The sequence below is a fragment of the Micromonospora sp. NPDC004540 genome, assembly GCF_040610095.1.
Classification (GTDB): Bacteria; Actinomycetota; Actinomycetes; order Mycobacteriales; family Micromonosporaceae; genus Micromonospora.
Genome location: NZ_JBEXLR010000084.1, coordinates 1 through 13113 on the forward strand (window position 1 = coordinate 1; position 13113 = coordinate 13113).

13 protein-coding genes and 2 pseudogenes are annotated in these 13113 nt (G+C 72.6%); 5 read left to right on the forward strand and 10 right to left on the reverse strand.

Annotated features, from left to right (window positions below; genetic code table 11):
• Together ABZV78_RS23885 and ABZV78_RS23890 are read left to right on the forward strand one after the other, a co-directional pair.
• Positions 1–272, forward strand: a pseudogene (locus ABZV78_RS23885) (hypothetical protein); the annotation flags it as partial.
• A gap of 24 nt (positions 273–296) precedes the next feature.
• Positions 297–626 carry a DUF3817 domain-containing protein gene (locus ABZV78_RS23890; RefSeq protein WP_355641898.1) on the forward strand — a complete coding sequence of 110 codons (330 nt, stop codon included), beginning with the start codon at positions 297–299 and terminating at the stop codon, positions 624–626.
• Between the two features lie 10 nt (positions 627–636).
• Here the strand turns inward: ABZV78_RS23890 and ABZV78_RS23895 are convergent, their stop codons facing one another.
• Entirely contained in the window at positions 637–1155 is a 519-nt protein-coding gene (locus tag ABZV78_RS23895; protein WP_355641900.1) for a DUF6232 family protein, read from the reverse strand.
• 493 nt (positions 1156–1648) lie between these two features.
• On the opposite strand from ABZV78_RS23895, the gene ABZV78_RS23900 reads away from it, so the two are divergent.
• On the forward strand, positions 1649–2617 hold the full coding sequence (locus ABZV78_RS23900; protein WP_355641902.1) for an NlpC/P60 family protein: 969 nt from the start codon (positions 1649–1651) through the stop codon (positions 2615–2617).
• 71 nt (positions 2618–2688) lie between these two features.
• Here ABZV78_RS23900 and ABZV78_RS23905 read toward each other — a convergent pair whose 3' ends face one another.
• From ABZV78_RS23905 to ABZV78_RS23915, 3 genes are all read right to left on the reverse strand, one after another.
• The gene (locus ABZV78_RS23905; RefSeq protein ID WP_208863076.1) at positions 2689–3678 is read right to left on the reverse strand and encodes a sigma-70 family RNA polymerase sigma factor; all 990 of its coding nucleotides are present in this window, start codon (positions 3676–3678) and stop codon (positions 2689–2691) included.
• A 460-nt stretch (positions 3679–4138) separates the two neighbouring features.
• Positions 4139–5086 carry an N-acetylmuramic acid 6-phosphate etherase gene (gene murQ / locus ABZV78_RS23910; protein WP_355641904.1) on the reverse strand — a complete coding sequence of 316 codons (948 nt, stop codon included), beginning with the start codon at positions 5084–5086 and terminating at the stop codon, positions 4139–4141.
• Positions 5083–5997 carry a MurR/RpiR family transcriptional regulator gene (locus tag ABZV78_RS23915; protein WP_355641906.1) on the reverse strand — a complete coding sequence of 305 codons (915 nt, stop codon included), beginning with the start codon at positions 5995–5997 and terminating at the stop codon, positions 5083–5085. Before ABZV78_RS23915 ends, murQ begins: the two co-directional genes overlap by 4 nt.
• Before the next feature lie 300 nt (positions 5998–6297).
• Between ABZV78_RS23915 and ABZV78_RS23920 the strand changes: the two are divergent.
• A pseudogene (locus tag ABZV78_RS23920) lies at positions 6298–6708 on the forward strand (SDR family NAD(P)-dependent oxidoreductase); the annotation flags it as partial.
• On the opposite strand, the gene ABZV78_RS23925 reads toward ABZV78_RS23920, so the two are convergent.
• The 6 genes from ABZV78_RS23925 to ABZV78_RS23950 all read right to left on the reverse strand — a co-directional run bounded on the left by ABZV78_RS23925 (position 6627) and on the right by ABZV78_RS23950 (position 12090).
• Positions 6627–8309, reverse strand: a complete 1683-nt coding sequence (locus tag ABZV78_RS23925; protein WP_355641908.1) for a methylmalonyl-CoA mutase family protein — start codon at positions 8307–8309, stop codon at positions 6627–6629. The pseudogene ABZV78_RS23920 and the gene ABZV78_RS23925 overlap by 82 nt on opposite strands.
• Before the next feature lie 97 nt (positions 8310–8406).
• Complete coding sequence (locus ABZV78_RS23930; protein ID WP_355641910.1) at positions 8407–8820, reverse strand: Asp23/Gls24 family envelope stress response protein; 414 nt, start codon at positions 8818–8820, stop codon at positions 8407–8409.
• Positions 8821–8988: 168 nt separating this feature from the next.
• Positions 8989–9993 carry a methylmalonyl Co-A mutase-associated GTPase MeaB gene (meaB, locus tag ABZV78_RS23935; RefSeq protein ID WP_355641912.1) on the reverse strand — a complete coding sequence of 335 codons (1005 nt, stop codon included), beginning with the start codon at positions 9991–9993 and terminating at the stop codon, positions 8989–8991.
• Between the two features lie 2 nt (positions 9994–9995).
• On the reverse strand, positions 9996–11189 hold the full coding sequence (locus ABZV78_RS23940) for an acetyl-CoA C-acetyltransferase (RefSeq protein WP_355641914.1): 1194 nt from the start codon (positions 11187–11189) through the stop codon (positions 9996–9998).
• Positions 11190–11331: 142 nt separating this feature from the next.
• A complete protein-coding gene (locus ABZV78_RS23945) occupies positions 11332–11658 on the reverse strand; it encodes a hypothetical protein (protein ID WP_355641916.1) in 327 nt (108 codons plus the stop codon).
• A gap of 99 nt (positions 11659–11757) precedes the next feature.
• Positions 11758–12090: a hypothetical protein gene (locus ABZV78_RS23950; RefSeq protein WP_355641917.1), complete on the reverse strand. Its 333-nt coding sequence runs from the start codon at positions 12088–12090 to the stop codon at positions 11758–11760.
• Between the two features lie 390 nt (positions 12091–12480).
• On the opposite strand from ABZV78_RS23950, the gene mce reads away from it, so the two are divergent.
• Positions 12481–12957, forward strand: a complete 477-nt coding sequence (gene mce / locus ABZV78_RS23955; RefSeq protein WP_355641919.1) for a methylmalonyl-CoA epimerase — start codon at positions 12481–12483, stop codon at positions 12955–12957.
• Positions 12958–13113 lie beyond the last annotated feature (156 nt).

Genomic DNA, 13113 nt, shown 5'->3' on the forward strand with positions numbered 1-13113 from the left:
TCGCGGTTTTCGGGGTTTTCGTCTGGTGGCGTGACCGGCGTACCCCGCGGGGGCCGCCGCCCCAGCCGCCCCCACCCCGGGCGCCCCCGGCGGCCCCCGGCGCCGAGCCGGCCGGCGCCACCACCCCGGCGGTACGCCGGCCGGTGCGGGTCAGCCGGGTGCCGGCCGCCCCGGCCGACGGGGTCGACGACGGCGAACTCGCCGCGTACAACCGCTACCTTTCCTGGTTGAACGCCAACCCGGGCGCGAGGCCCGGCGACTATCCCGGCTGAGGCCGGTCGGAAGGACGGACGACGGTGGGCGGAGCCCTTACCCGGTACCGCGTGATCGCCTGGATCGTGGGCGTGGCGCTGGTGGTGCTGGTCCTGATCGGCATGCCGCTGAAGTACGGCTTCGACAACCCGACCGTGGTGGCCGTGGTCGGCACCGCGCACGGCTGGCTCTACATGATCTATCTGGCGCTCACCTTCGACCTGTCGCGCCGGGCCGACTGGCCGCTGAAGCGGATGCTGCTGGTGATGCTCGCCGGCACGGTGCCGTTCGTCTCGTTCTACGCCGAGCGCCGGGTGAGCCACTGGCTGGCCGCCGAGCGGCCGGACCGCACCCCGGAGCCGGTCGCCGGCTGACCCGCCCCGGTCAGCGGGTCGGCCGCCACGGCTCGGCCGCCGGCGGGTCCGCCCAGCCGCCGTGACGTACCCCCTCCCGGGCCCGTTGCAGGGCGCGGGCGACCTGGCCGAACTGCCGCGCGTCGTCGCTGCTGAACAGCAGCACCTCGGCGCCGCCCACCCGCCCCCACAGCTCGTGCGCCGGGGGCCGAAAGCGGTCCCCGACCAGCACGAGCAGCAGCGGCAGCAGCCCCACCGCGCCCAGCGTGAGGTACGCCGCCGCGGTGAGCCGTTGCAGCCCGCCGGTGAAGCCGAGCAGCACGCCGACGCCGCCGATCAGCGCGGCGGAGACGGCGACCGCCCGGAGGGCGAGCCGGTCGTGCGGGCCGCGGGCGGACCAGAGCTGGGTGATGTCGGCGACCCGCCAGCTGTTGCGGCCGACGGTGAAGCGCTCGCCGGTGACCACGATGCCCGGCCGGGCGTAGAGCAGGGTGGATGCGCTCGCTCCCGGGGAGCGGGGCGGGCGGGTGGTGGAGCCATCGTGCTGCACGGCGGCCTCCCGGGGATTCGCGGGCCGGGCCTCCGCGCCGCCGACGATGCCGTGCGCGGGATTCCCGGGGTCCGCGCTTCATTGTGTTGCGGGCACGCCACCCCGGTCGGGCGTTTTCCCTGGCCACGCGCCTGCTCGCAAGAGGCCTCCGCGCCGGCAAACGGGAGTGATTTCCGCCTTTGTCGTGACTTTGCGGCGCGTGGCCTGGCGACATCCGCCCAGAACGACGAATCGGGCCAGTGGCGCGATCCGCCCACGCGGGTCCGGCACCGCGACCGCCCGCCCGCGAACCGGTCACGAAGCGTCACCGGCACCGCCGGCACTTCCTGACACTTTGCCAACTTTCGCCCCTGCTTCAACCCACCGTCACTCCGGTCACGGGTTAGGTTGGGCAGGCCGGTCCGGTCGACCGCCATCCACCCGGATGGCCCCGGGCCGGTGTCGCCGGGTCGCGTGCCGCCCCGGCGAAAAGTCGGAGAGGAGCTTTCCGCTCTTGTCGTCCTTACGGATCCTGCTGCGCTCGCTGGCGGTCGCCGGCCTCTCGGCCGCGCTGCTCGCCCCGGCGTCGGTGGCTCGGGCCGAGCCCACCCCCGCCGAGCTGACGAAGCAGATCGAGAAGTCCTCGACTGAGCTGGAGCGAATCGTCGAGTCGTACAACAAGCTCAACGAGGAGATCAAGGCCAACAAGGCCACCGCGGCCACGTTGCAGGCCAGGATCGGCCCGTTGCAGGAGCAGGCCGAGCGGAGCCGCGCCGACGTGGGCGCCATCGCCGCCACGGCGTACAAGACCGGGGGCATGCGCACCGCGCAGGCCCTGCTGGAGCCCGGCGGCCCCGCCACCCTCCCGGACCGGCTGGGCACCCTGGACCAGCTCACCCGCCAGCGGCAGCAGACCATCGCCGGCTTCACGGAGAACCAGCGCCGGCTGATCGACCAGAAGACCCGGCTCGACGCCACGCTGGCCCGGGAGGCGGCGCAGGCCAAGCAGCTCGTCGCCGGCAAGAAGAAGATCGAGGCGGACCTGGCCCGCCTCTACGAGCTGCGCCGGAAGGCGTACGGTCGGGCCACCGAGACGCCCGCGAAGTCGAGTTCGGCCGGCAGCGCCCCGGCCATCTCCGGCTCGGCCGGCGTGGCCGTGCGCTACGCCTACGGCGCCGTCGGCAAGCCGTACGTCTGGGGCGCGGACGGGCCGGACGGTTACGACTGCTCCGGGCTGACCCTGGCTGCCTGGCGGGCCGCCGGCAAGTCCCTGCCGCACAACGCGGCGATGCAGTGGGACGCCACCTCACGGATCAGCCGCAGCTCGCTGCAACCCGGCGACCTCGTGTTCTACTCCGGTCTCGGCCACGTGGCGCTCTACATCGGCGGCGGTCAGGTGATCGACGCGCCCAGCGCGGGCCGCAACGTGCTCAAGCGGGACATGAACATGATGACGATCCAGGGCTACGGCCGGGTGCGCTGACCCCGACAACAGCGAACGGCCGGCGTCCCCCTATCGGACGCCGGCCGTTCGTCGAATCAATTACTACCAGCTCAGGCCGCCTGCAGCCCCTCGGCGCGGGCCAGCTCACGGAGCCGGCCGAGGGCCTGGATCTCCAGCTGGCGGATCCGCTCCCGGGAGAGCGAGAACCGCGAGGCGACCTCGGTCAGCGAGTGCTCGCGCCCGTCCTCCAGGCCGTAGCGGGCCCGCATGATGCCGGCCGAACGGTCGTCGAGGTGGTTGAGCAGGCCCTCGATCCGCTGCCGCTCCAGGCCGGTGAGGACGATCTCCTCCGGCGAGGGGGCGTCGCTGTCGGCGACCAGGTCGCCGAGGTTGGTGTCGCCGTCGTCGCCCACCGGGGTGTCCAGCGAGACGGTGTCCTGCGACCAGCGGCGCAGCTCGTTGACCCGCTCGACGGTGACGCCCAGCGCCGCCGCGATCTGCTCCGGCTCCGGGTCGCTGCCCAGCTCACGGGTGAGCTGCCGGGCCACGTTGCGCATCCGGTTGACGTCCTCGACCAGGTGCACGGGCAGCCGCACCGTGCGCTCCTGCTGCGCGATCGCCCGGCTGATGGCCTGACGGATCCACCAGGTCGCGTAGGTGGAGAACTTGTAGCCGCGCTCGTAGTCGAACTTCTCGACCGCCCGGACGAGGCCGGTGTTGCCCTCCTGGATCAGGTCCAGCATGGGCATGCCCGAGCGCACGTAGCGGCGGGCGATCGAGACGACCAGCCGCAGGTTGGCGCGGATGAACAGGTCCTTCGCGCGCTCACCCTCGGCGACCAGCCGCTCCAGGTCCTCCCGGTCGACGCCGTCGGGGACGCGGTCCTCGCCGAGCAGGTGCTCGGCGTACAGCCCGGCCTCGATCGCCTTGGAGAGGTCGACCTCCTTGGCGGCGTCCAGCAGCGGCGTCCGGGAGATCTCGTGCAGGTAGACGCCGACCAGGTCCCGCTCCTCGGCGACCTCGTCGGTACGCATGCCGATGTTCTTGTCCACGATTGCCACGGTCCCCTCGCTCGCGCCGGTTGCCCGGTTCCTTGCCATCCCCACGTTCATCAGCCCTCCCCGTAACCTCCGCTGTGCCCGTAGGTGCTGACACCTACACAACAGATGAGACGCGTCGGGGATTCCATGTCGTGAGTCGAAACTGTCACGAATGCCTGAGTAGTAGCTGAGAGCCCGGTCCATGTTTGCTGTCAGGACCCCTGCTCGGGTGGCTCCCGTACGCCCCGCTCGGAGGGCGTCGGAGCAGCGGAATCATCGTCCGCCCATGAAATCGCACCATTGCGAATTCCATGAACACAGCGACCCGCGTCACCGCGTCATTGCGATCCTGGTCACTGCGAGATACGCGTCCGTGGACCGGTCGGTTCAGCCACCGGTGAGGATTACCCCACGGCTGGTTGAACAATCCGCAGCGGGAGGGACGTCCCGTCCCGCCACGTGATGCGCGTCGCACCCGTGGCGCCGGCGGGGCCGGGAGGGGATCCGGCGGGCGGCGGCGTCAGGAGGCGAGCAGGGCGAGCGCGCCGCGCACCTGGTCGGCGGAGCGGGCCAGGGCGGCCCGGGCGGCGGAGACCTCGGCGCCCGAAACCAGCGAGACGAGGGCGGTCTTGAGGTCGCCGTCGGCCTCGTTGAGGGCGGTGCGGCAGATCTCCTCGGCGCAGCCGGTGGCCTCCATGAGGATCGAGATCATCCGGCCGCGCAGTTTGGCGTTGGTGGCCACCATGTCGATCATCAGGTTCGAGTAGACCCGGCCGAGGCGCACCATGACGGCCGTGGAGAACGTGTTGAGCACCAGCTTCTGCGCGGTGCCCGCCTTCATCCGGGTCGACCCGGTGACCACCTCGGGTCCGGTGTCCACCCCGATGAAGACGTCCACCGACGCGGCGGCGTCGGCCTCCGGATTGGCGCAGAGCAGCACGGTCCCGGCCCCCTGCGCCCGGGATGCGGCGAGCGCCCCGAGGACGTACGGGGTGCGCCCGCTGGCGGCCAGCCCGACTACCAGGTCGCCGGGGCGTACGCACTCGGCGGCCTCGGCGGCGCCGCCGCGCTCGTCGTCCTCGGCGTCCTCGACCGCCCGCCACATGGCGTCGGGGCCACCGGCGAGGTGGGAGCAGAACCAGTGCCGCGGCGAGTTGAAGGTGGGAGCCAGCTCGGCGGCGTCCAGCACGCCGAGGCGGCCGGAGGTGCCGGCGCCGAAGTAGTGCACCCGGTTCCCGGCGCGCAGCGCGGCGACGGCCAGGTCGACGGTCTCGGCGATCTCGTCGAGGACGGCGGCCACCGCGGCGGGCACCCGCCGGTCCGCCTCGTTGATGACGGTGAGCACGTCCCGGGTCGACATCAGGTCGAGGTCGACGCTGTGCGGGTTGCGCCGCTCGGTGGGGGCGCCCACCCGGACCACGGGCCGCACGGCGGCGATCTCCTCCCGCTCCACCCGCCCTGCCGTCATGCCCGCCTCCGGCCGGCGCCCACCCGGTGGGACCGGACGGCCTCGGCGGTCGCCTCCAGGGCCTTCTTGGCCTTGGTCCGGTTCCGCGCGGCCACCCCGACGAAGAGGCAGTCGACCACGGTGAGCTGGGCAAGCCGGCTGGCCATCGCGCCGGAGCGGTAGGTGGTCTCCCGGGCCGCGGTGGTCAGCACGTGGTCGGCGACCTCGGTGATCGGCGAGCGGGGGAAGTTGGTCAGCGCCACCGTGGTGGCGCCCCGGGCGCGGGCCTGTTCGAGCACCTCGATGACGTCCGAGGTGGTGCCGGTGTGCGAGATGCCGACGGCGACGTCGCCCCGGCCGAGCAGGGCGGCCGAGGTGAGCGCGGTGTGCACGTCCGGGAAGTAGAACGCGGTGCGGCCGATGCGGTGCAGCTTCTGCTGGAAGTCCGAGGCGACGAAGCCGCTGGCGCCGGCGCCGTAGACGTCGATCCGGCCGGCCGCGCCGATCGCCTCGACCACCTGCTCGCAGACGGCGGGGTCGAGCTGCTCGGCGGTTTCCTCGACGGCCCGCGCGTCGTTGAACGCGATGGTGGCGATGATCTGCGCCAGGTCGGCGCCGGGCGGGATGTCGCCGCCCACCACCCGGGCGTCCGGTGGCTCGACCCGGCGGGCGGCCTCGGCGGCGAGCCGGATGCGCAGCTGGGGGTAGCCGTCCATGCCGACCGACCGGCAGAACCGGATGACGGTGGCCTCGGATGTCTCGGCGGCGGTGGCGAGGTCGGTGATGGTGCGCCGGGCGGCGTCGGCCGGGTCGGCGACGACCAGCCGGGCCACCCGCTGCTCGGCCGGGGACAGCGAGGGCAGGAGGCCGCTGATGTGGACGATCAGTCCACCGGGCTCGTGACTCGCAGAAATCTTCGGACTCTTCGCCACGGATGAAACTTACTTTCATGAGGCGTGACCGTCAACCATGACGGCGCGTATCGGGAAAAGTACCGCCTTCCGCGCCCGTCCACCGCGCCAAGGCTCCCATTCCCGCAGCCCGGCCGCCTCCTCCGCTCCGGTCGACTCGGTCGCTCCGGCCGACGGGCGGTTCGGCCGTCACGCCCGCCGCACCGGCCGGACGGCCGCACCGAGGTCACCGGTCGGCCGGCCCGCCGGGAGGACCGGCATCGACCGGGCCGGATCGCGCCCCGGTCACCGCCCGGCCCGCCGGGCGGTTAGCGTGTGCCCATGGCGGAGCGCACGGTGCTGGTGACCGGGGGCACGGGCGGGCTGGGCGGCGCGGTCACCGCCGCCTTCCTCAAGGCCGGCTGGCGGGTGGTCGTACCCGAACGGGAGGGCGGCGGGACGACGCCGGCGGCCGCCGGGCCGGTCCGCGTAGCCGCGGACCTGCTGGACCCCGCCGGCGCCGCGTCGGCGGTGGCCGCGGCCACCGCGGAGCCGGCCGCGCCGCTGCGCGCCGTGGTCAACCTGGTCGGCGGGTACGCCAGCGGCGGGCTGGTGCACGAGACCCCGATCGAGGAGTTCGACCGGATGCTGCGCATCAACCTGCGCCCCACCTACCTGGTCACCCAGGCCGCGCTGCCGCACCTGGTGGCGGCCGGCGGCGGCGCGGTGGTCTGCGTGTCGGCGCGGGCCGCGTCCAGCATGGCCGGGATCATGTTCTCGCCGGTCCGGCTGACCTCGACCATCCGCTGCACGGCGGCCTTGACCGCGGCGTCGTCGCGGCCCGCCTTGCGCTCGGCGAGCACTCGGCGCTGCTCCAGCTCGACCTCGTGCGAGATGCGCAGGATCTCCAGGTCCTTGGCGACGGTGCCGGTGTGGCAGTTGACGCCGACGATCCGCTTGTCGCCCTTCTCCAGCGCCTGCTGGTAGACGAAGGCCGACTCGGCGATGTGGCCGGTGAACCAGCCGTCCTCGATGCCGCGCAGGATGCCCGAGGTCATCGGGCCGATCTTGTGCGGCCCCTCGCCGCCGAGCTGCCGGATCCGGGCGAAGATCTCCTCCGCCTCGGCCTCGATCTTGTCGGTGAGCGCCTCGACGTACCAGGAGCCGCCGAGCGGGTCGGCGACGTTGACGACCCCGGTCTCCTCCATCAGCACCTGCTGGGTCCGCAGGGCGATCTCGGCCGACTCGTCGGTGGGCAGGGCCAGGGTCTCGTCGAGGGCGTTGGTGTGCAGGGAGTTGGTGCCGCCGAGCACGGCCGCCAGGGCCTCCACGGCGGTCCGCACCACGTTGTTGACCGGCTGCTGGGCGGTCAGCGACACCCCGGCGGTCTGGGTGTGGAACCGCAGCCACTGGGCCTTCTCGCTGGTGGCGCCGTAGACGTCGCGCAGCCAGCGGGCCCAGATCCGGCGGGCGGCCCGGAACTTGGCGATCTCCTCGAAGAAGTCGACGTGGGAGTCGAAGAAGAAGCTCAGGCCCGGAGCGAAGACGTTGACGTCCAGCCCGCGCGAGAGCCCCAGCTCGACGTAGCCGAACCCGTCGGCCAGGGTGTACGCCAGCTCCTGCGCGGCGGTCGAGCCGGCCTCGCGGATGTGGTAGCCGGAGACCGACAGCGGCTTGTAGCGCGGGATCTCCCGGGCGCAGTACTCCATCAGGTCGCCGATGAGGCGCAGGTGCGGCTCCGGGTCGAAGAGCCACTCCTTCTGCGCGATGTACTCCTTGAAGATGTCCGTCTGGAGCGTGCCGTCCAGGGTGGACAGGTCGGCGCCCTGCCGCTCGGCGGCGACCAGATACATGCAGAAGACCGGCACGGCCGGGCCGGAGATGGTCATCGAGGTGGTCACGCCGGCCAGGTCGATGCCGTCGAAGAGCACCTCCATGTCGGCGGCCGAGTCGACGGCCACGCCGCAGTGGCCGACCTCGCCGAGCGACTGCGGGTCGTCGGAGTCACGCCCCATCAGCGTCGGCATGTCGAAGGCGACGGAGAGCCCGCCGCCGCCGGCGCCGAGGATCATCTTGTAGCGCTCGTTGGTCTGCTGGGCGTTGCCGAACCCGGCGAACTGCCGGATGGTCCAGGTCCGCCCGCGGTAGCCGGTCGGGTAGAGCCCCCGGGTGTACGGAAACTCGCCCGGCCAGCCGATCCGCTCGAAGCCGGGGTACGGCACCCCCTCCGGCGGCCCGTACACCGGGTCCACCGTCATCCCGGAGAGCGTGGTGAAGTCCGCGTCGCGCTTGCGGGCGGCGTCGTAGCGGGCCTGCCAGCGGGCCCGACCGGCGGCGATCTCGTCGGCGTCCATGCGCGGAGTTCCTCCTCGAGTCCTGGGGATGCAGACCGAGTGTAGAACGCCAGCCTGAACGATCGCTAAGGATGGGCGTACCGGCCGGTAACCCGGGTCAGGCCGAGGGCGCCGCCGGCCCGCCCAGCGCCACGTCGTCCACCCGGATGTTGATCTCGTCGACCCGCAGCCCGTACGCCTCCACGGCCGAGGTCACCGCGACGCGGACCCCATCGGTCACCTCGGGCACCGGCCGGCCGCCGTCGATGACGAGGACCAGGTTGACCACGGCCGCGCCGTCGGTGACGTGCGCCGAGCAGCCGCGCCGGGCGTCGCCCACCTGGTCCAGCCCGACCCGGTCCAGCACGGCGTTGAAGAAGCGGGCCACGTCGCCGCCGAGCTCGGCCACCCCGGGCACCGACTTCGCGGCGGCCACCGCGATCTTCTCGACCACCTCGTCGGAGACGTGCGTCGCACCGCCCGCCACCGCGTTCGGGGTCACCGACAGCTCCTGGGTCGCCTCGTGCTCCACGCAGTCCCCCGCCACTCTCGCCCAAACCGACGACCGGGAGCCTACAAGCACCACCACCCGCGCACGCCCCGACCCGACCCGACCGTCGATCATGGACGTGTGGCGCCCCGGATGCCCGTCATGCGGCCTTCGTGAGGTGCCCCAACTCCATGATCGACCCGCGAGACGTCAGGCGCCCAACTGCTCCAGCAGTTCGGCGGCCGCCGCGTACGGGTCGATGGCGCCCTCGGCCACCTTGGCCGCGAGGGTCGGCAGTTGCGTACCGTCGCGCAGCGAACCGATCCGGTCCCGCAGGGTGCCCAGCGCGATCGCCTCGATCTCGGCGGCGGCCCGCGCCTCCCGGCGGCGGCGCAGCTCGCCGTGGCGCTCCAGCCAGTCGCGGTGCTTGTCGATCGCGGCGGCGATGTCGTCGATGCCCTCGCCACGGGCGGCGATGGACCGGACCACCTGCGGCCGCCACTCGCCCGGCCCGCGCTCGCCCAGCGCGATCATGCCCTGGATGTCGCGGACGGTGGCGTCGGCGCCGTCCCGGTCGGCCTTGTTGACGACGAAGACGTCGGCGATCTCCAGGATGCCGGCCTTGACCGCCTGGATGGCGTCGCCCATGCCCGGGGCGAGCAGCACCAGCGTGGTGTCGGCCAGCGAGGCCACCTCGACCTCGGCCTGGCCGACGCCGACGGTCTCCACCAGCACCACGTCGCAGCCGGCGCCCTCCAGCACCCGCACCGCCTGGGGCGTGGCCGCGGAGAGCCCGCCGAGGTGGCCCCGGCTGGACATCGAGCGGATGTAGACGCCGGGGTCGGTGGCGTGGTCCTGCATCCGGACCCGGTCACCGAGGATCGCCCCGCCGGTGAACGGGCTCGACGGGTCGATGGCCAGCACGCCCACCCGGTGGCCGCGCGCCCGCAGCGCCCGGACCAGCTCGTTGGTGGTGGTCGACTTGCCCACCCCCGGCGAGCCGGTCAGGCCGACCACCTGGGCGTGCCCGGCGTAGGGGGCCAGCGCCGCCGCGACCTGCGGCAGCACGTCGTCGCCGGACTCGACCAGGGTGATCAGCCGGGCCACCGCGCGGGGGTCGCCCGCGCGGGCCCGCTCGACCAGCAGGGGTACGTCCCGGCTGCGGCGCACCGAGCCGGCGGCCGCCGCCGGGACGTTCTGGACACTGTCGTTCACAGTCAGCTCTCGGCACCGTTCGGGACGTGGATGATCAGCGCGTCGCCCTGGCCGCCGCCGCCGCAGAGCGCGGCCGCGCCGGTGCCGCCGCCCCGCCGCTTGAGCTCCAGCGCCAGGGTGAGCACCAGCCGGGCGCCGGACATGCCGATCGGGTGGCCGAGCGCGATGGCGCCGCCGTTGACGTTGACCTTGTCGGTGCTGATCCCGAGGTCCCGCGCGGACTGGATGCCGACCTGGGCGAACGCCTCGTTGATCTCGATGAGGTCGAGGTCGGCGACGCTCAGGCCGCCCTTCTTCAGCGCGTGCTGGATGGCGTTGGACGGCTGCGAGTGCAGGGAGTTGTCCGGGCCGGCCACGTTGCCGTGCGCGCCGATCTCGGCCAGCCAGGTGAGCCCCAGCTCCTTGGCCTTGGCCTTGCTCATCACGACCACCGCGGCGGCGCCGTCGGAGATCGGCGAGGAGCTGCCGGCGGTGATGGTGCCGTCCTTGGCGAAGGCCGGGCGCAGCTTGCCCAGCGACTCCGTCGTGGTGTCCGGGCGGATGCCCTCGTCCTCGCTGATCACCAGCGGGTCACCCTTGCGCTGCGGGATGATCACCGGGGTGATCTCGTCGGCGAAGTGACCGTTCTTCTGGGCGGCGGCGGCGCGCTGGTGGCTGGTCGCGGCGAACGCGTCCTGCTCCTCGCGGGTGATGCCGTGCTTCGCCCCGTGCCGCTCGGTGGACTCGCCCATCGAGCAGCAGTCCCAGGCGTCGGTGAGACCGTCCAGGGCCATGTGGTCCTTGATCGTCACGTCGCCGTACTTGTAGCCGGAGCGCTGGCCGAGCATCAGGTGCGGGGCGTTGGTCATCGACTCCATACCGCCGGCCACCACGATGTCGAACTCACCGGCCCGGATGAGCTGGTCGGCCAGGGCGATCGCGTCCAGGCCGGAGAGGCAGACCTTGTTGATGGTCAGCGCCGGGGTGGACATCGGGATGCCCGCCTCGACGGCGGCCTGGCGGGCCGGGATCTGGCCCGCGCCGGCCTGGAGCACCTGCCCCATGATCACGTACTGGACCTGGTCCGGGGCCACGCCGGCGCGCTCCAGCGCCGCCTTGATCGCGACGCCGCCGAGCTTCGTCGCCGGGAGGTCCTTGAGGTTGCCCAGCAGGCGCCCCATCGGGGTCCGCGCGCCGCTGACGATCACCGAAGCCATGCCTGCCTCCGAGGGGTGCCGACCTGTACGCCTTAACGATTGTTAGGACGCACCATATCTGCCGGGAACAGCGACAGTACGGTGACCCCGAGCACGTCCGCAACGCGCTGCAGGTCATGGCGGTCGATGGAGGTTCGCGCGTTCAGCCCTGGCGCGGGCGGCGCCGGCGCGGCAGCACCGGGCCCCGGGGCGACGACGCCGGCGACGGGTGGGCCCCTCGGGCGGCCACCTCGATCCGCGGGGTCCGGTCCGGCGGCAGGTGCTCCCGCTCGGCGACCACCACCACGTCGACCTTCCCGTCGATCATCATCTGCCTGACCTCGTCCCACGGTGCCGTGGTGACGATCCCGAGGAGGTCGTAGCGGCACCGCCTCGCGTGGTCCAGGCAGGCCAGGAGGTGGGGTTCGATCGGGTCGACGTGGGAGGGGATCCAGATGGCAGCGACGGGGCGTGACAGTGAACTCACCATGCGTACTCTTCACCGGGTGCAAGTTGCAGATCAACCTTGCGCCGTCCGGCTTCGCATATGCCGAACGATCGATGCGCCGCCTGGCTGGCGCTGTCCGGATCAGCCACGGGGCGACCCGCCGTGCGGCGATCGGAGGTGGTCGTCGAGGCGGCTCTCCACCCCCTTGAGACGGCTCTCCGCGTCGTTGACCGCGTCCCGCAGCGTCCCGCCTCCGTTCGGGTGCAGCTCCGCCTCGATTCGCCGCAACCGCTCCGGCACCCCCGGGGTGGCGTCGTGACCCGGCCTGGCCGGCACCCCGTACCAGTCCTGCCGGAACTCCTCGTTCTGCCGGGCCAGGCGGCGCAGCGGCCGGCTCACCATCACGGCCAGGGTCAGCGCGCTGAGGATCGCGCCCGACACGACGCTGGCTGCCGCCCACTGCTCCAGCGTCATGCCGACCGTCCCGGAGCCGGAACGTCGGACGCTGTGGTGTTCGGTGCGTTGCCACGCTTTCTCGGTACCGTGCGCACGGCTCGGACCTCCCGAGTCCGATCAAGGCCCCGTGCCCGGGCCGAGAGCGCCGGCCGGGGCGATCATTGCTGGTGGGCGTGCCTGTTCGAATCGTGCTCGCAACCTGGTCAGCGGGGCATCGTCCGTCCAGCAGGACGATCGGAGCGCGGGCGGCCGCCGGCTCGGGCGTAGGGCGGATGTCGGCTCGGTGACCTCGTTCGAGGTAGCCCGTTCGGCTGAGGCTCGGGGCGGAGACGTTCGGACGGGGTCCGATCCGGCGGCGTGAGATTGCCGACCTGTACGCCTTAACGATTGTTCGGCCAAACTGGCGCCATGGCTGAGAACTCCCCCGTCGAGCCCGCTGCCGACCATGTCACCGACATCGGCCTGCGCCGCATCGACCACGTCGGGATCGCCGTGGCCGACCTGGACGCCGCGATCGACTTCTACGAGCGCACCTTCGGGATGCGCTGCGTGCACACCGAGACCAACGAGGAACAGGGCGTACGCGAGGCGATGCTGGCCGTCGGCCCGACCACCGAGGGCGGCTGTCTGCAACTGCTCGCCCCGCTGTCGCCGTCCTCGACGATCGCCAAGTTCCTGGACCGCAACGGGCCGGGCGTGCAGCAGGTCGCGTACACGGTGACCGACATCGACGCGGCCTGCGCGGCGTTGCGCGAGCGCGGCGTCCGGCTGCTCTACGAGAAGCCGAAGCGGGGCACCGCCGACTCGCGGATCAACTTCGTGCACCCGAAGGACGCCGGCGGCGTCCTGGTCGAGCTGGTCGAGCCGGCCGCCACCGGCCACTGAGCCGCGCGGAGGGGTCCCGGCCGTCCTGGCCGGGGCCCTTTCCTACAACCTGGGACGCGGCGCGCCACTGCGCGTTTTCGCGTTCCCACGGACACCTCCACGCATCGGCCGATGCAGTTTTTCACAGAGGACTTCCCGCCCTAGCTACCGTTCAGT

Excerpts from the sequence above, each read along its gene's own strand:
- ABZV78_RS23940 (WP_355641914.1), bottom strand. The coding sequence starts at position 11,189 with ATGGCTTCGGTGATCGTCAGCGGCGCGCGGACCCCGATGGGGCGCCTG.
- murQ (WP_355641904.1), bottom strand. The coding sequence starts at position 5,086 with ATGACGGCAGGGCGGGTGGAGCGGGAGGAGATCGCCGCCGTGCGGCCC.
- ABZV78_RS23950 (WP_355641917.1), bottom strand. The coding sequence starts at position 12,090 with ATGACGCTGGAGCAGTGGGCGGCAGCCAGCGTCGTGTCGGGCGCGATC.
- ABZV78_RS23945 (WP_355641916.1), bottom strand. The coding sequence starts at position 11,658 with ATGGTGAGTTCACTGTCACGCCCCGTCGCTGCCATCTGGATCCCCTCC.
- ABZV78_RS23925 (WP_355641908.1), bottom strand. The coding sequence starts at position 8,309 with ATGGACGCCGACGAGATCGCCGCCGGTCGGGCCCGCTGGCAGGCCCGC.
- ABZV78_RS23905 (WP_208863076.1), bottom strand. The coding sequence starts at position 3,678 with ATGGCAAGGAACCGGGCAACCGGCGCGAGCGAGGGGACCGTGGCAATC.
- mce (WP_355641919.1), top strand. The coding sequence starts at position 12,481 with ATGGCTGAGAACTCCCCCGTCGAGCCCGCTGCCGACCATGTCACCGAC.